Origin of the sequence: Streptomyces sp. DSM 40750 (assembly GCF_024612035.1) — a bacterium.
Taxonomy (GTDB): domain Bacteria; phylum Actinomycetota; class Actinomycetes; order Streptomycetales; family Streptomycetaceae; genus Streptomyces.
In genome coordinates this window covers 11,073,377-11,088,850 of sequence record NZ_CP102513.1, presented here as the reverse complement: position 1 = coordinate 11,088,850, position 15,474 = coordinate 11,073,377, and the positions used below count along the sequence as shown (strand labels likewise).

Genomic DNA, 15,474 nt, shown 5'->3' with positions numbered 1-15,474 from the left:
TCGTATGCCACGATGGCAGAGGTAGAGGACAGGCTGTGTCCGGTACTCCGGGGAATATGGGTGCCATGCATAAAACATCTGCCCGGCTGCTCGCGCTGCTCTCGCTCCTTCAAACGCCCCGTGACTGGTCCGGCGATGATCTCGCCGAGCGTCTCGGCATCACCTCGCGCACGGTGCGCCGTGACATCGACCGCCTGCGCGAACTCGACTACCCGATCAAGACCCTCAAAGGACCGGCTGGCGGCTACCGCCTGGAGGCCGGCACTCACCTGCCGCCCATGCTGTTCGACGACAACCAGGCCGTCGCCCTGGCCGTCGCGCTGCAGACCGCGGCCGCCGGCACCACCGTCGCCGAAGACGCTACCCGCGTGCTGGCCACCCTCCGCCAGGTCATGCCACCCCGCCTGCGCCACCGCATCGACCTGTTGCACATCACCGCCGTCCAACCGCCCGCGGCGGCCGGCGACACCCCTCAGGTCGGCGCTCAGGTCCTGGTGGACCTGAGCCGCGCCATCCACGCACGCGAGGAACTGCGCTTCGACTACGCCCCGGGTCCAAGCACCTCGGCCGATGACGTCCGCCGCGTACAACCCCACCACCTGGTCACCTGGCGTCATCGCTGGTACCTCGTGGCCTGGGACCTCCACCGCGAGGACTGGCGTACCTTCCGCGTCGACCGCATCCGGCCCCGCACACCCACCGGCCCCCGCTTCACCCCTCGTGACCTCCCCGGCGGCACCGTCTCCACCTTCATCACCAGCCGATTCCGCGGCAACGACGGCACCACCACTGGCTGGCCCTGCCAAGGCGAAGTCATCCTCCGCCTCCCGGCCGCCGATGTCGCACCCTTCGCCCAGGACGGAATCGTTGAGGAACTCGGCTCCCGTCACTGCCGGCTCATCCTCGGCTCCTGGTCATGGACCGGACTCGCCGCCGCCATCGGCCGCTTCGACACCGATATCGAAGTCATCGGCCCACCCCAACTGGCCACCGCCTTCGGGGACCTCGCCGCCCGCTACGCCCACGCCGCCCGCACCACAAGACCAGAGACCGGCCCGGCGCGGTGAGAACAGAACTCACCACGCCGCTCAAGCCCTCCGAACCTCCGGGGCCGACCCAACGCTCAGTTACACGCGATCCGAGAGCAGGGAAGGGGTTCGCATAAACGACCCTTTGCCCGAGCAAGATCAAATAGGTGGGACGAAGATCACCAAGAAGCGGATCGACTTCCACAAAGGACGCGTCGGAGGATGGCGCCAACACTTCACCCCGGAACTGCAATCCCTGCTGAGGGAAAGGTTCGGCGACGTCACCGAGGCCTACGCACCCGATCCCAAAGCCTCCTGACCGACCGACGGGCTGCCGCCGCCGGGCGCGTCGGTCTGTCCTCCGAGAAGCCGGGTGTTCTCCGCCATGAGTCGCTGAACAACACGGCGTAAGGCCACCAGGTCTGCCTCCGCGCACCGCCCGACGGCCAGGGCTTGGTCCCGCTCCCTGCGCAGTTCCTCGAGTGCGGGGTCGCGATGAGGCAGAACAGCGAGGTCCCCCCGTGCAGCGGCCGTGAGATCGCGGGTCCGGATCGAGCGCAGCTCCGACCGTGCCGTCTCCAGATCCTTGCGCAGGGCCTGATTCTGTTCGAGCAGCATGCGGTTCTCCACCTGCAGAGCCGCCTCCTTGCGGGCCGCCTGCGCGGCTGCGGCCCGGGGCCGGCTGTCGGCAAGGTGCGCGCGGACGACCTCCGCCTCCGCCTTGAGGTCCCGATGGCGCTGCAGGTACTGAGGGTTCACCCCGGCCCGGCGCGTGATCTCCGCGTCGGACAGGGGTGTGCGCGTCTTGCGCATGCCGGCGATCACGTCGAGCACGCGCCGTCGGCACTTCTCGCTGTCGGCGCGGCGGCGGGCGACTGCGGCCTCGCGCCCTGCTTCCAGAGCGCTCGTTCGCGCAGTCCCCGCGAAGGCGCCGGGCCGCTCCCGCGGCGAGTTCACGGTCGTCACGCCTCGCTGGCACGAACGAGCAGTTGGTCGGGCGAGCCCTGGCGGACGGCCACCGGGAGCGCGCCGTACTGGCCACCAAGGTCGGCGTGCTGGCCAAGGACGGTGCGGTCACCGGCGTCGACGGCCACCCGGAGCGCATCCGCTGCTCGATCGACGAGAGCCTCGGGCGTCTGGGCACGGACCACGTCGACCTCTACTACCCGCACCGCGTCGACCCCGATGTGCCGATCGAGGAGAGTGTCGGCGCGCTGGCGGAGGCCGTGACGGCGGGCAAGGCCGGGGCGATCGGTCTGTCCGGGGTGAGTGTCGAGCAGATCAAGCGGGCCCAGTCCGTCCACCCGGTCACGGCGGTGCAGTCCGAACTGTCGCTGTGGACACGGGACTGGATGACCGAGGTGCTGCCGTACTGCCAGGAGCAGGGCATCGCCTTCGTGCCGTACTCGCCGCTCGGCAAGGGCTTCCTCACCGGCCGGTTCACTCATGGCGCAGATCGCAGTGGCCTGGGTGCTCAAGAACCCGGTGGTCTCGGCCCCGATCGTGGGCGCAACCAAGCCGCACCACTTGGCCGACGCCGTCGCCGCGCTCGACATCCAACTCACCGGCGACGAGATCGACGCTCTTGAAGCACCGTACGTGCCGCGCCTGCCCATCTTCTTCTCCTGACCGGTCGGCACGGGCCGACGTACCGAACCGGTACCCGGACTCGCCGACGTGCCGCACAGATCGAGTTCCCGCACTTCTGCGCAGCCCACGCCTCAAGCCCGAAGACGTGGGACTCCGGGCATCGCCGGCGTGTGGGGGTGTCCTTCGACGCGGATGCAGTCTCGGACGGCATCCGCGTCCCGACGGGTGTAGCCCTGCAGGCGCCGCATCGGCCACGGCCGGGTGCGGCCGGCCGCCGGCAATTCTTGTACTCAATGAGTAAGACCTCCAAGCCGCCCTCGCCGAAAAGGGCTCGCGTGTAATCCGAAATATAAATTCGATCGCCCTGATCACTGTTGCTGGCCTGGCTATGGCGACACTCGTCTACTTCAACCTACAAAATGTGCGAGAGACGGGCAGTCGAGGAGTTTCCCTCGTGGGCGACGCCAGAACGTCCGAGGTCGGAAATCTTTGGCCGGTTTTTTTGGGGGGCACTGGCACGGCGTGGAACAGCACGGCCTCCCACCCCGGCGGGCGCTCTGTTTGAATTTTACTGACCGCCCGGCACCATCGGCACCACAGGACGCGCCCCTCACCGGACGAGCCGGAACGTCGTCCGAATTCACGGACGTGGTGGGCCGATGCCTCCGGACGAAGTGCCCAGGTGCTCATTCCGACGCGGTCTGCTTCTTCGCCGCCGACTGTGACGCGGTGACGCGGTGACGTACCGAGGGTGCTCCCAACCGACGAACATGAGGGATGTAACGCATGCACGAACAGGACAGCACGCCGAGCGGCAACTCGACCGACCGCGGCCGTCGCGGCTTCCTGATGGGTGCGGCCGGGCTGGCAGCCACCTCGGTGGTGGCCGCGCCGGCCACACTGGCACAGGCGCACACCGCATCGTCCGCGACCGGCGCCAAGGGCCCCGTCGGCCGTCGCAACCCGGTGACCGCAGCCATCACGCAGACTGGTCACCGTCGGCTCGGGTCCGGGCCCGGGTCCCTGAAGGTCTCCAGCATCGGCCTCGGCACCCAGACCATGCCGGGCAACCTCTACGGCCCCGTCACCAGCCGCAAGGACATGGTCGCCCTCGTCCGGACAGCCTTCGACCAGGGGGTGACGTTCTTCGACACGGCCGAGGCGTACGGGCCGTTCGAGTCGGAACGGATCATCGGCGAGGCCCTCCGGCCCGTCCGCGACGACGTGGTGATCGCGTCCAAGTTCGGCTGGAACATCGACCCGGTCACCGGGGCGAACACCGGCCGGAACAGCCGTCCGGACCACATCCGGCAAGTCGTCGACGCCATGCTGAAGCGCCTGCGGACGGACCACATCGACCTGCTCTACCAGCACCGGGTAGATCCCACCGTCCCGATCGAGGACGTCGCGGACACGGTGAAGGACCTCATCGCCCAGGGCAAGGTGCTGCACTGGGGCCTGTCCGAGCCGGGTCTGGGGACCATCCACCGGGCCCACGCGGTCCTGCCGCTCACCGCGATCCAGAACGAGTACTCCACACTGTGGCGCGGACCCGAGGAGCAGGTCCTGCCGCTCTGCGAGGAACTCGGCATCGGCTTCGTGTGCTTTTCGCCCCTGGGCACGGGCTTCACCACCGGCACGATCAATCCCTACACCCGGTTCACGGAGGGAGACCGCCGGACCGCGACGCCCCGCAACAGCCGGGACAACATGGCCGCCAACATGCCACTGGTACAGCTGCTCCAGGACTGGGCCGTACGCAAGGGCGCCACGCCCGCCCAGATCGACCTCGCCTGGCTGCTGGCCCAGAAGCCGTGGATCGTGCCGATCCCCAGCACCACCAGGCTGTCCCACCTCCTGGAGAACATCGGCGCCGAAGAAGTCGGGTTCAGCCCCGACGAACTCCAGGAGCTGAACGCCGCCCTCGCACGCATCACCATCCATGGTGAGCGGCTTTCGCCGGCGGGCCTCGCGCTGACGGGCGTCGAGGCACCGCCTCGCTGACCGACCGACCAAGCCGAACAGTGCAGCACAGTTCCCTCTCGTCCCCGGCCGAACTCCCGTACCGCTACGGGAGTTCGGCCGGGGACGACTGCAGTCCTGCAGGCATACGGGGGGCGGGATGGACCGGTGGGACGGATCATGGGCCCGGCACGGCGTGCCCATGGAGAGCCACGGTCCTCGGACTGCTGGCTGCCATGTCAGCCGGAGGGCGCAGACGCCATGTGCCCGCCGTGACGTACCTTCAGGAAACCCGGAGCAGCAGGATCCGATCGTCGCTGTCCTCCGGTGAACCCTTGCCGTCCGTGTTGCTGGTGACCAGCCACAGCCTGTCACCGCCCGCCGCCACGACCGTGCGCAGCCTGCCGTACGAGCCCTCAAGCGCGGCCGACGGCTCGCCCGCGACCCGGGAGCCGTCCAGCGGAATGCGCCACAGGCGCTCACCCCGCAGGCTCGCCATCCAGATGGCGCCCTCGGCGTAGGCGACGCCGCTGGGTGAGGCCTCGGCGGGAGTCCACTGCGCCACTGGATCGGTGAAGCCCGCCCGGTCGCTTCTGCCCTCGACCTCCGGCCAGCCGTAGTTGCGGCGACGCGGGCTCCTCCTCGCCGCCCGAGCTCCCCGATGTGCAGCCCGCGCGCATCAGTACAGCGGCGGCGCAGGCCGCGGCCCAGGGCGTTATCGGAGTGGGACGGGGCACGGCGGGTTCCTCTCGATGAGGCTGATGGTGGTGCGGTTCAGGGGGCGATGGAACGAGGCGGGGCGGGCGCGACGTACACCGACCCCGCAGGGCCACCGTTGGTTGCTGATCCGGGCGGGCCCGCGTTCCCGCGCCCCGGCGACGGTGCGTCAGCTCTGCGCCCGGCCCACGGGCCACGCCTGAGCGGCCCGCAGCGCCGCGATCACACCGCCGTCGGCCAGGAGGTCGGACCCGGTGATGAAGCCGGCCTGCTGCCCGAGCAGGAAGGCCGCCGCCTCGGCAACGTCGTCGGGGGTACCGATGCGTCCGGCGGCCGACGTCTCGATCATCTGGCGGTATCCCTCGGCGCCGGGCCCGGACATCTCGTCCTGGGCCAGGGGGGTGGAGATGATGCCGGGGCTGATGCAGTTGATGCGGGCGCCGTGCTTGCCCCACTCGACGGCGGCGGCCTGCACGCGCAGCGCGTTGCCCCGCTTGGACAAGGCATAGGCGGCACCGGAGTCGCCCACCTCCTCGGGGGCCAGGAACGGCAGGGCGAGCAGCTCGGAGACGGGGGTGCTCGCCAGCGCGTGCTCGGTGTCGTACGGGTGGGCGCCCGCCATGTGGCCGGCCATGCTGGAGATGACGACACCGGCGCCGCCAGGCGCGATGACGCGGGCGAACTCGTCGAGGACCAGCGCGGTGCCGAGCAGGTCGACGTGCAGGACCTGCTCCGTGGTGCCTTGTACGGGCGAGACTCCGGCGCTGTGCACGACCTGAGTGACGGGGCCCAGCTCCGCGGCCGTGTCGGCGAGGGCCGCCACCGCGTCGGGCTGGGACACGTCGACGACGTGGGTGGACACGTCGTAGCCCGCGCCGCGAAGCTGCTCAGCGGCGACGCCCAGCGCCTTCTCGCTGTAATCGGCGAGCAGCACGATGCGGCCGATGCCCACACGACGGGCGATCGCCAGACCGATGCCGCCCGCGCCGATGATGACCGCTACGTCCTTGTCCATCGTCATCGTCTTGCTCCTGTGATCGAAAAAAAGGGGTGCTTTGCCGAGGGAGAGATCTCCTACGAGCATTCAGCCTGCTCCGCGGCGCCGCGATGTGGCAGACCGGGCTGTGCCCTGGAGCGGTGTTCAGTGACCTGCCAGGGCACCCCTCGCGGCAATGGGCTCGTGGATGGGCCCGGTGCCATGGGACAGGGGCAGTCCTGTGCCGTGGTGGGCATGGGCGATGATCTACGCGGTGATGGAGACGGCCGTCTCCTCGGGGGTGCGGGCACCGAGGTTCAGGCCGATCGGTGAGTGGAGACGGGCCAGATGCGTCTCCGGTACGCCCGCCTCCCGCGGCAGGCCCAGGCGGTGGTCGTGGGTACGCCGGGAGCCCATCGCACCCACGTACCCCACGGGCAGGCGGACCCGGCTCACCACTTGGCGATTCCGGCCGCCCGGGGGCTCGTGTCTGAAGTCTCGGCTCAGAGCAACCCCTCCGCTGTGATGGGCAGTTCGCGGATCCGGCGCCCGGTGGCGTGGAACACGGCGTTGGCGACGGCCGGTGCCACGCCGACCTGTACGACCTCGCCGAGGCCCTTGACGCCCAGGGGGTCGGCCTCGGTGTCCTCCCCTTCGAGGTAGATCGCGCGCAGGTCGGGGATGTCGGCGTTGACGGGGACGAGGTAGTCGGCGAGGTTGGCGTTCACGATCCGGCCGTCGCGGTGGTCGGTGACTGTGTGCTCAAGGAGGGCCGTGCCGATACCGCCCACCATGGCTCCGAGTGCCTGGCTGTCGGCGAGCTTCGGACTGATGATGCGGCCCGCGTCGTACACGCCGAGCATCCGCCGCACGCGAACCAGACCCAGCCGGGCGTCCACGGCGACCTCGGCGAAGGTCGCCGCGTAGGCATGGGTGGAGAACCGTTCCACTTCCTCGCCCGGCGTGTAGGACCCGTTCGCCTCGAGGCGGGTGCGGTTGTTGCGGGCCAGGAGCTGACGGTAGGTCTCCCCGCGCGCAGGGTTGTCCTTCACGTGCAGCCGGCCGCCCCGTACGACGACATCGTCCGGGTCGACGCCGTGCAGCGGCGATCCCTCGTCCGCGACGGCCAGCCTGATCGCCTGCTGCCGCAGCTTGTCGCAGCCGTCCTGAACGGCGGAACCGACGCTGGCCATGGTCTTCGAACCGCCCTGCAGCGGCGCCGGCGGCATGAGGGAATCGCCGAGACGGAAAGTCACGTTGCGCATGGTCAGGCCGAGTGCGTCGGCGGCGACCTGGGTCATGGAGGTGTACGTGCCCGGCCCCATGTCACTGGCCGCGGACTGCACCAGCGCGGTGCCGTCGGCGTCCAGCCGGACCGAGGCCTGGGCCGGGTCCCGCCGGGTGTGGTAGGCGCCGGCGGCCATGCCGGTGCCGATCAGCCAGTCGCCGTCGCGGGTGGCGCGCGGCCGGGGGTCGCGGCGGTTCCAGCCGAACTCGCGGGCGCCGGTGGCGAGGCACTCGCGCAGCCGCCGGGTGGAGAACGGCAGCCCGTCGGACGGGTCGTCCTCCGGTTCGTTGCGCAGGCGCAGCTCGATCGGGTCGACGCCCAGCTCGTGGGCGAGTTCGTCCATCGCCGACTCGATGGCGTAGGAGGCGGTGGCGTAGCCGGGGCCGCGCATCCACGTCGGGGTGTTGACGTCCAGGGGCACCGACTGCTGTGTCATGCGGACGTTGGGCGTGTTGTAGAGCATCTGCCCGAGACTCAGGATGGGCTCTCCGTGCGTCTCGTAACGTGAGGTCTCCGACCTCAGGTCGTGGATCATCGCGGTCACGCGTCCCCGCCGGTCGCTGCCCACCCGTACCCGGTACTCGTACGTGGGCCGGTAGCCCACGTGGAAGTAGAGCTGCTCGCGGGTCAGCGCGAGCTTCACCGGACGCCCCGTCTCTCGCGCGGCGACAGCCGCGATGGTGGTCTGCGGCCAGACCCTCGACGCGTTGCCGAACGCGCCGCCGACGAACGGCGAGATCACGCGCACCGAGTCCTGCGGGATGCCGAACACGGCGGCGAGTTCGTTCCGGGTGCCCTGCACCCATTGGGTCTTGTCCCAGACGGTGAGCTTGTCGCCGTCCCAGCGGGCGACGGTGGCGTGCGGTTCCATCGCGTTGTGGTGGTTACGGGCGAGCCGGTATGTCGCGTCCATGCGTACGGCTGCGGAGTCCAGCGCTGCCTCCGCGTCGCCCCGGGCGTAGTTCTGGGGTTGGCCGCCGGCCGGGCTACCGCTCATGTCGGTCCTGGGCTTCCGCGCGTCGTACGCGATCGCCACCAGGTCCGCGGCGTGCTGCGCGACCTCCAGGGTGGTGGCCACCACGACGGCCACCGGATGCCCGTGGAAGAGGACCTGGTCGTCCTGGAAGGCACGCAGCCGCCTGCCCGGCGGGTTGTATCCCCCGGGGTTGTCGCGGTAGGCCAGCGTGGGTGCGTTGAGGTGGCTGATCACCGTCAGGACGCCGGGCTGGGCGAGGGCGGCGCGGGTGTCGATGCCGGTGATCCGTCCGAGGGCGACGGTGCTGTCGACGACGACCGCGTGCACGGTCCCGTCCGGGTCGTGGTCGGCTGCGTACTTCGCCTGACCGGTCACCTTCAGCCGTCCGTCCACACGGGAGAGCGGTGCGCCGACGGCTGCCTGCGGCTGCGGGCTCATTTGCCACCTCCTACGATGCGTAGCTGGCGTTCGACGGTCCGCTGAAGCAACTCGACCTTGAAACCGTTGTGTTGGAGGGGGCGGGCCCCTTCCGCCGCCGCCTTGGACGCCTCGGCCCACAGCGCGTCCGAGGCGCGCTCGCCGATGAGACGGTGCTCGACGGCGGGCAGCTTCCAGGGCACGGTGCCCACGCCGCCGACGGCCACCTTCGCCTCGCGGATCACTCCGCCGCGTATGTGCAGCGCGACGGCGGCCGAGGTCAGGGCGAACTCGTACGACTGCCGGTCCCGCACCTTCAGGTAGCCGGACTTCAGCGGACGCGGAAGGGCCGGAATCTCCACCGCGGTAATCAACTCGCCTTTGCGGACGGCCTGTTCACGGTTCGGGGTGTTGCCGGGCCGCAACAGGAAGTCGGCGAAGGCGACGGTGCGCTCGGTCCCGTCCGGGCTCAGCAGGTGCACTCTCGCCTCCAGCGCCGCGAAAGCCACGGCGACGTCGGAGGGGTGCGTGGCCACGCAGGACTCCGAGGTGCCGAGGATGGCGTGGGTGCGGTTGAAGCCTTCCCGCGCCGCGCAACCCGAGCCGGGCTCGCGCTTGTTGCAGGCGGCGCTCACGTCACGGAAGTACGTACAGCGGGTGCGTTGCATGATGTTGCCACCGATGGTGGCCATGTTGCGCAGCTGGGCGGAGGCGCTCAGCTCCAGCGCCTGGAAGACGACCGGGTAGAGGGTGCGGACCTTGGGGTGGGCGGCGGCCTCCGCCATCCGTACGAGGGCGCCGATGCGCAGGCCTCCGCGCTCGGTGACGGTCACGTCCCGCAGCGGCAGATCGCTGATGTCGACCAGCGTGTCCGGGCGTTCGACGGTCTCGCGCATCAGGTCGACCAGGGTGGTGCCCCCGGCGATGTAGCGCCCGCCGCGCTGCCCGGCGTTGAGTGCCTCACGGGTGTCGGAGACCTTGGTGAAGGAGAAGGGGTGCATGGGGCCGGGCCTCATTTCCCGTGGGCGGCTTGGTCGACCGCCTTGACGATCTTGACGTAACAGCCGCATCGGCAGATGTTGCCGCTCATCCACTCCCGGATCTCCTCGGCGGAGTCCGTGTGGCCCTCCTCGATGCAGCCGACGCCGGACATGATCTGACCGGGAGTGCAGAAGCCGCACTGGAACGCGTCCTGCTCGACGAACGCCGCCTGCAGCGAGTGCAGCCGGTCGCCGTCGGCGAGTCCCTCGATGGTGGTTACCTCGGCGCCCTCCAGGCGCACCGCCAGTATCAGGCAGGAGTTGACCCGGCTGCCGTCGACCAGGACCGTGCAGGCCCCGCAGGCACCCGCGTTGCAGCCCTTCTTGGAACCTGTCAGCCCGAGGTGTTCGCGCAGCAGGTCCAGCAGTGAGGTCCGGTTGTCGATCGTGACCGTGCGCCGCTCGCCGTTGACGGTCAGCGAGAGTCGACCGCTGGGCGGAGCCTCGGCGGCCGGCGCCTCCTGACCGGCCAGGACCGACCCCGCGGTCAGGCCACCCGCCGCGACCACACCACCGACGGCGGCTGTCGTCGCGATGAAGGTGCGCCGAGTGGGCACCGGCGCGGGTCCTTCGGACAGTTCGATGGGTGAGTCCGGAAGTTCGGTGGTCATACGCACTCTCTCGCTTGGGGGGATTCAGCGGAAGATCGGCCGTCACGGACTGGTACGCCACGACCGTCCGGCGACGCTGTGCGGTATACGCTCAGGCGCCCGCCCGTCGGCCCACGGCGGACGTGGGTCATCGCCGGAGGCCTTCCGCGAAGGCCCGTTGTGGGGTGGGCCCTCTGCGTTGTGGCAGTGAGCCGAGATGCGGGACAGGGCCGCGGTTACGGCTGTGATCTCGGCGCAGGGTCCAGCCTGCGCCGGGTGTCGGAGAGTCGCCAGGGAGCACTTTGCGTACGACTCCCGTGCCTACGTCCGGCAGTATCAGCCAGTTCAAGCCAACGCCTGGCGCGTTGGTGTGCCTGATGCTTGCCCGCAGCTGTCGATGCCGAGATCGAGCTCACGCCGCCCGAGGGATGGACGGCCGCCGGTTCGCTACTGCGCAGGCGACGTCGACGATTTCGAGGCCCGGACCTGCGCGGACTTGTCGAGGAGGACCATCGCGTCGTACGCGGGGGTGTCGGGCTCGGCGTAGAAGACGACCAGGTGCTGGCTGTTGGTGCCGTTCAGCGTCATTCCCTGGTAACCCAGGGCGAGTTCACCGACGACGGGGTGGTGGTACGTGTGGCGGCCGCTGGAGTTTCCCTTGACGTCGTAGCGGTCCCACATGCGTGCGAACTCGGGGCTTTTGCGCAGGAGTTCGTCGACTATGAGTGCGAGGTCGGGGGCCTCCGGCTCGATGCCGGCCAGGCCGCGCAGCCATGCGACGGAGCTGCGGACCGCGTCGTCCCAGTTGTCGAACAGGTCGCGGGCCGCGGGGTGGAGGAAGACGTAGCGCGCCAGGTTGCGCTGCTCCCCCTGCCAGTCCTCGATTCCGGCGAACAGGTGCAGTCCGCCGGGGTTGGCGGCGAGCAGTTCGAAGGTGCGGCCGACTACGTACGCGGGATTGGGCCGCAGGCTCTCCAGGATCAACTCGGTGCCCGGAGGTACGGACCGGCTGGGCACCGTCGTCGGCGCTGCCACGTTGCCGTCGGCGCTCGCGGCGAGCTCTCGCAGGTGCTTGTGCTCGGCCTTCCCCAGGCGCAGCGCGCGGGCGATGGCGTCGATCACGGACGGGCTGGGACGGGTCTCGGTCCCGCGCTCCAGGCGTGCGTAGTAGTCGATGCTGATGCCGGCGAGGGTGGCCAGTTCCTCGCGGCGCAGCCCCGGGGTGCGGCGCAATCCGGAGACGGCCGGCAGGCCGACGTCGCCGGGCTTCACCCGAGTGCGACGTGCTCGCAGAAAGCGCCCCAGCTCGGTGCCGCCGCTACCGCCACTGCGCTGCTCACGTGCCATGTCTTCCAGTGTGACAGCCCCGTGACCCGTGTGGCGATGCACACGACATCGAGGGGTGCCCTGTCACAGCACTGAACACGGCTGCCTGGCACAGCCCGGCCTGCCATCCGGCGCGTGCGGGCGGCAAGCTGAGGGCACGCGGATGTTCCCAGGTCCGCGGCGTGCGGGCGTGGCCAATGACGAACGGGGTGACGATCCCCGAGGGCCTGCGCGCCCGCTCGCCGATCGTGACGGCACTGCTCATCGTGACCTCGGCAGCCGCCCACGTGCGGCGAGGACCACATCCGTATGTACGAAGGAGCCCCAATGACGAGGTCATGGACGAACGACGTCGCGTACCGCAGCGAATACGGGCTCCCCCCCTGCCTAAAGGGCGTGGGAGGTGCCCCCATCGCTGAGGAGATCATCGAGGCCATCACGGGCCCCGAGGCGTCAACCACAACGATGCAGCTCGTGCCGCGCTGAACCCGGCTTCAGAAACGAGCCGCACCCCGAACCCCGGCCTGAGAACCGTCGCGCACCGCGCCGGGCCTCCTGCAGCGTCCCGCCGTACCCGCACCACCTGTCCAGGAGATGAAACGTGCTCGGTCTCGAACTCGTCGTGGTCCTGTGCGCGACCGTGCTCGTGTGCCAGGTCGCGGGAGACCGCCTTCGCATTGCCCCGCCCATCCTGCTGCTGGCGGCGGGAGCACTCCTGGGATTCGTCCCGGCACTGCGTGAGGTGCATCTGCCGCCGGAGGCGATGCTGCTGCTGTTCCTCCCGGCCCTCCTGTACTGGGAGAGCCTGACGACCTCGCTGCGCGGGATCCGGCAGGACCTGCGCGGCATCATGCTGATGAGCACCGCGCTGGTCATCCTCACCGCCTGGGCCGTGGCAGCCGTCGCACACACGCTGGGACTGCCGTGGGGGCCCGCATGGGTCCTCGGAGCGGCCGTCGCACCCACCGACGCGACCACGGTCGGAGTCCTCGCCCGTATGCTGCCCCGCCGCAGCATCACCCTGCTGCGCGCCGAAAGCCTGATCAACGACGGCACGGCCCTGGTCGTCTACGGCCTGGCCGTCGGCATCACCGTCGGCGAGGAGCATTTCAGCGTGCCGCAGGTCGGGTGGCTCTTCCTCCTCGCCTACGTCGGCGGAGCCGCGGCCGGAGCCGTGACCGCCTGGCTCGGCATCCAACTGCGCCGCCGCCTGGACGACCCCCTGCTGGGGAACGTGGTGACGATCGGCACGCCCTTCACCGCGTTCCTGCTCGCCGAACTGATCGAGGCGTCCGGAGTCCTGGCTGTTGTGGTGGCCGGGCTGATCATGAGCCAGGTGGGCCCACGCCTGACCGGGGCGGCGACGCGGCGGCAGGCGCAGGCGTTCTGGTCGCTGTCCACGTTCCTGCTCAACGCCTCCCTGTTCGTCCTCGTCGGCCTGGAGGCACAGTCCGCCGTCCGTGAACTGACCAGCGACGACCTCACGCACGCCCTGATCACCGTCGGGGTCGTGTCCGTGGTGCTCGTCGCCGTGCGTTTCGCCTTCCAGTTCGCCGCCGTGTACCTCATCCGCCTACTGGACCGCCGCCCACAGCAGCGGCTGCGCCGGATGAGCCACCGGGCCCGGGTGGTCGGTGGAGTCACCGGCTTCCGGGGCGCGGTGTCACTGGCCGTGGCGCTGTCGGTACCGGAGACCCTCGACTCGGGCGCACCCTTCCCCGACCGCGATGTGATCGTCTTCGTCACCTCCGGGGTCATCATGCTGACCCTGGTGATGCAGGGCCTGCTCCTGCCGCGCGTCGTCCGCTGGGCCCGACTTCCCCGCGACACCTCCGCCGAGGAGGAGCGTTCCCTCGCCGAGACGACCGCCGCCGAGGAAGCCCTCAAGGCGCTGCCGGAGGTGGCCGCCGGTCTCGGCACCGCCCCTGAGGTCGCCGACTGGACGCGCCACGAGTACGAGACCCACCTGCGCGTCGTACGCGCCGACGACGATGCCGACGACCCCGTGGTCCTGCGCCACAAGGAGGACTACACCGCGCTGAGCCTCGCCCTCCTCGCCCGCAAACGCGCCACCGTCGTCAGACTCCGCGACGAGAACCACATCGACGACACCGTGCTGCGCCAGGTACAGGCCTACCTCGACATCGAGGAAGTACGCCTGTCCGGGGCCGAGTTGAGCGACTGACGCGGCCCCGACCTTTCCTGTTCCACCCCACGCGCAACCACAGTTGTGCCCTTCAAGAAAAGTGCGATGCACCCCATGGAAACCTCCACAGCAGTCCCCACCGCAACCCTCCTGAACAAGCGGTTCAGACTCGCGGCGGCGATCGCCGCGACGGCGGCCGTTCTCGTCTCGACGCCGTCCGCGTCCGCATCCACGGCGACGGAGACATCCCCGAAGCCGGTCGTCACCGACGTCAAGACCCTCGCCGCCTTCGACTTCGCGGCCGGCGACTCCCCGGAGAACCTCACCGTCAACCCGGACAACTCACTGACCGTCTCCATGCTGGGCAGCGTGGCGGGCAAGCGTCCGGCACTCGTGCGGATCGCCCCGTCCGGGCGCAGCCAGGTGATCGTCGCCGGGCAGCCGGGCGACACGTTCACCGGCAACACGCGCGACCGCGGCGGCAACATCTACTACAACGTGGCCTCCTCCGACTCCGCCCGGGCCGGCGTATGGACGCTGCCCCCCGGCGGCACCCCGCGCCGCATCGCCGCCCTGCCCACCGACGGACTCCCCAACGGCCTGGCCCTCGACCCGGCGGGACGCACCCTGTACGCGGCCGACAGCAACAAGGCCACCGTATGGAGCGTCCCGGTATCCGGTGGAACGGCGACCGCCTGGCTGACCGACCCCGTCCTCGCGGGAGACCCGTCCGTACCCCTCGGCGCGAACGGGCTCCGCTTCCACAAGGGCGCCGTCTGGGTCTCCAACCTCGCGAAGGGCACCCTGTTGCGGATCCCGGTCACCGCCACCGGCGCCCCCGGCCGGATCCACACCGTGACCAGCAGCCTCACCGGCGTTGACGACTTCAACTTCCTCAACGACCGTTCCGACGTGGTGTTCGCCGCGCAGAACGGCCTCAACCAGGTCGCGCTCGTCCACCCCGACGGGACCACCGAAACCGTCCTGACGTCCAAGGACGGCCTCGCTTCCCCCACCTCCACCGCTGTGCGCGGAAACCGGCTCTACGTCACCAACGCCGGTCTCGCCGAGCCCCACGACGCGAAGGTGCAGCGCGGAACGATCGACCCCGCCGTGCTGAACTGCGACCGGACCTCCTGAACTGGCGAAGCCGGCACCCGCGGCATTACCTGCTGCGGGTGTCGGCAGCCAGATGCGAGCGGTGACGCAGGTCGCCCGGCACCGATTCAGACGAGGCTCGCGCCTCCGTCGACAAGCAGGAACGCGCCATGAAGGAAGGCGGCGCCCTCGGAGGCGAGGTATGCGACGGCTTCGGCGATCTCGCGCGGCAGGCCGAAACCGTGCGACGCAGTGACAGGCCGGCCGAAGCCGCTCAAGTGCGAGCCCTGGCTTGCCCCGGGCGGCTCGGACTTCAGCGC

The 15,474-nt window shown here is 70.0% G+C and carries 11 protein-coding genes and 3 pseudogenes; 5 read left to right on the top strand and 9 right to left on the bottom strand.

What is annotated here, in order from left to right; all coding sequences use genetic code 11:
• Window positions 1–65 precede the first annotated feature (65 nt).
• Entirely contained in the window at window positions 66–1,067 is a 1,002-nt protein-coding gene (locus JIX55_RS48525; RefSeq protein ID WP_257569156.1) for a helix-turn-helix transcriptional regulator, read from the top strand.
• Between the two features lie 252 nt (window positions 1,068–1,319).
• Here JIX55_RS48525 and JIX55_RS48520 read toward each other — a convergent pair whose 3' ends face one another.
• Window positions 1,320–1,862 carry a hypothetical protein gene (locus JIX55_RS48520; RefSeq protein WP_257561505.1) on the bottom strand — a complete coding sequence of 181 codons (543 nt, stop codon included), beginning with the start codon at window positions 1,860–1,862 and terminating at the stop codon, window positions 1,320–1,322.
• Here JIX55_RS48520 and JIX55_RS48515 point away from each other — a divergent pair.
• Both JIX55_RS48515 and JIX55_RS48510 read left to right on the top strand, forming a co-directional pair.
• Window positions 1,823–2,657 (top strand): annotated as a pseudogene (locus JIX55_RS48515) (aldo/keto reductase). The gene JIX55_RS48520 and the pseudogene JIX55_RS48515 overlap by 40 nt on opposite strands.
• 747 nt (window positions 2,658–3,404) lie before the next feature.
• Window positions 3,405–4,622, top strand: coding sequence for an aldo/keto reductase (locus tag JIX55_RS48510; protein ID WP_257561506.1), 1,218 nt, complete (start codon window positions 3,405–3,407; stop codon window positions 4,620–4,622).
• A 241-nt stretch (window positions 4,623–4,863) separates the two neighbouring features.
• On the opposite strand, the pseudogene JIX55_RS48505 reads toward JIX55_RS48510, so the two are convergent.
• From JIX55_RS48505 to JIX55_RS48475, 7 genes and pseudogenes are all read right to left on the bottom strand, one after another.
• A pseudogene (locus JIX55_RS48505) lies at window positions 4,864–5,202 on the bottom strand (PQQ-dependent sugar dehydrogenase); the annotation flags it as partial.
• A gap of 264 nt (window positions 5,203–5,466) precedes the next feature.
• Window positions 5,467–6,312 (bottom strand): SDR family oxidoreductase, encoded by an 846-nt coding sequence (locus JIX55_RS48500; protein ID WP_257569188.1) that lies wholly within the window; start codon window positions 6,310–6,312, stop codon window positions 5,467–5,469.
• A gap of 126 nt (window positions 6,313–6,438) precedes the next feature.
• Window positions 6,439–6,714: pseudogene (locus tag JIX55_RS48495) on the bottom strand (XdhC family protein); the annotation flags it as partial.
• Between the two features lie 62 nt (window positions 6,715–6,776).
• Entirely contained in the window at window positions 6,777–8,975 is a 2,199-nt protein-coding gene (locus JIX55_RS48490) for a xanthine dehydrogenase family protein molybdopterin-binding subunit (RefSeq protein ID WP_257561507.1), read from the bottom strand.
• On the bottom strand, window positions 8,972–9,955 hold the full coding sequence (locus JIX55_RS48485; protein WP_257561508.1) for an FAD binding domain-containing protein: 984 nt from the start codon (window positions 9,953–9,955) through the stop codon (window positions 8,972–8,974). The genes JIX55_RS48490 and JIX55_RS48485 overlap by 4 nt, the downstream gene beginning before the upstream one ends.
• An 11-nt stretch (window positions 9,956–9,966) precedes the next feature.
• Window positions 9,967–10,605 (bottom strand): (2Fe-2S)-binding protein, encoded by a 639-nt coding sequence (locus JIX55_RS48480; protein WP_257561509.1) that lies wholly within the window; start codon window positions 10,603–10,605, stop codon window positions 9,967–9,969.
• Window positions 10,606–11,031: 426 nt separating this feature from the next.
• Window positions 11,032–11,931, bottom strand: coding sequence for a helix-turn-helix transcriptional regulator (locus JIX55_RS48475; RefSeq protein WP_257561510.1), 900 nt, complete (start codon window positions 11,929–11,931; stop codon window positions 11,032–11,034).
• A 580-nt stretch (window positions 11,932–12,511) separates the two neighbouring features.
• Between JIX55_RS48475 and JIX55_RS48470 the strand changes: the two genes are divergently transcribed.
• Together JIX55_RS48470 and JIX55_RS48465 are read left to right on the top strand one after the other, a co-directional pair.
• Window positions 12,512–14,095 carry a Na+/H+ antiporter gene (locus tag JIX55_RS48470; RefSeq protein WP_257561511.1) on the top strand — a complete coding sequence of 528 codons (1,584 nt, stop codon included), beginning with the start codon at window positions 12,512–12,514 and terminating at the stop codon, window positions 14,093–14,095.
• A 75-nt stretch (window positions 14,096–14,170) separates the two neighbouring features.
• Window positions 14,171–15,196, top strand: coding sequence for an SMP-30/gluconolactonase/LRE family protein (locus JIX55_RS48465; RefSeq protein WP_257561512.1), 1,026 nt, complete (start codon window positions 14,171–14,173; stop codon window positions 15,194–15,196).
• A gap of 86 nt (window positions 15,197–15,282) precedes the next feature.
• Here the strand turns inward: JIX55_RS48465 and JIX55_RS48460 are convergent, their stop codons facing one another.
• Window positions 15,283–15,432 carry an SDR family oxidoreductase gene (locus JIX55_RS48460; RefSeq protein ID WP_257561513.1) on the bottom strand — a complete coding sequence of 50 codons (150 nt, stop codon included), beginning with the start codon at window positions 15,430–15,432 and terminating at the stop codon, window positions 15,283–15,285.
• Window positions 15,433–15,474 lie beyond the last annotated feature (42 nt).

What these genes read in the sequence shown, in the direction of transcription:
- JIX55_RS48490 (WP_257561507.1), bottom strand. Translation starts at nt 8,975, where the DNA reads ATGAGCCCGCAGCCGCAGGCAGCCGTCGGCGCACCGCTCTCCCGTGTG.
- JIX55_RS48500 (WP_257569188.1), bottom strand. Translation starts at nt 6,312, where the DNA reads ATGGACAAGGACGTAGCGGTCATCATCGGCGCGGGCGGCATCGGTCTG.
- JIX55_RS48510 (WP_257561506.1), top strand. Translation starts at nt 3,405, where the DNA reads ATGCACGAACAGGACAGCACGCCGAGCGGCAACTCGACCGACCGCGGC.
- JIX55_RS48525 (WP_257569156.1), top strand. Translation starts at nt 66, where the DNA reads ATGCATAAAACATCTGCCCGGCTGCTCGCGCTGCTCTCGCTCCTTCAA.
- JIX55_RS48475 (WP_257561510.1), bottom strand. Translation starts at nt 11,931, where the DNA reads ATGGCACGTGAGCAGCGCAGTGGCGGTAGCGGCGGCACCGAGCTGGGG.
- JIX55_RS48485 (WP_257561508.1), bottom strand. Translation starts at nt 9,955, where the DNA reads ATGCACCCCTTCTCCTTCACCAAGGTCTCCGACACCCGTGAGGCACTC.
- JIX55_RS48480 (WP_257561509.1), bottom strand. Translation starts at nt 10,605, where the DNA reads ATGACCACCGAACTTCCGGACTCACCCATCGAACTGTCCGAAGGACCC.
- JIX55_RS48465 (WP_257561512.1), top strand. Translation starts at nt 14,171, where the DNA reads ATGGAAACCTCCACAGCAGTCCCCACCGCAACCCTCCTGAACAAGCGG.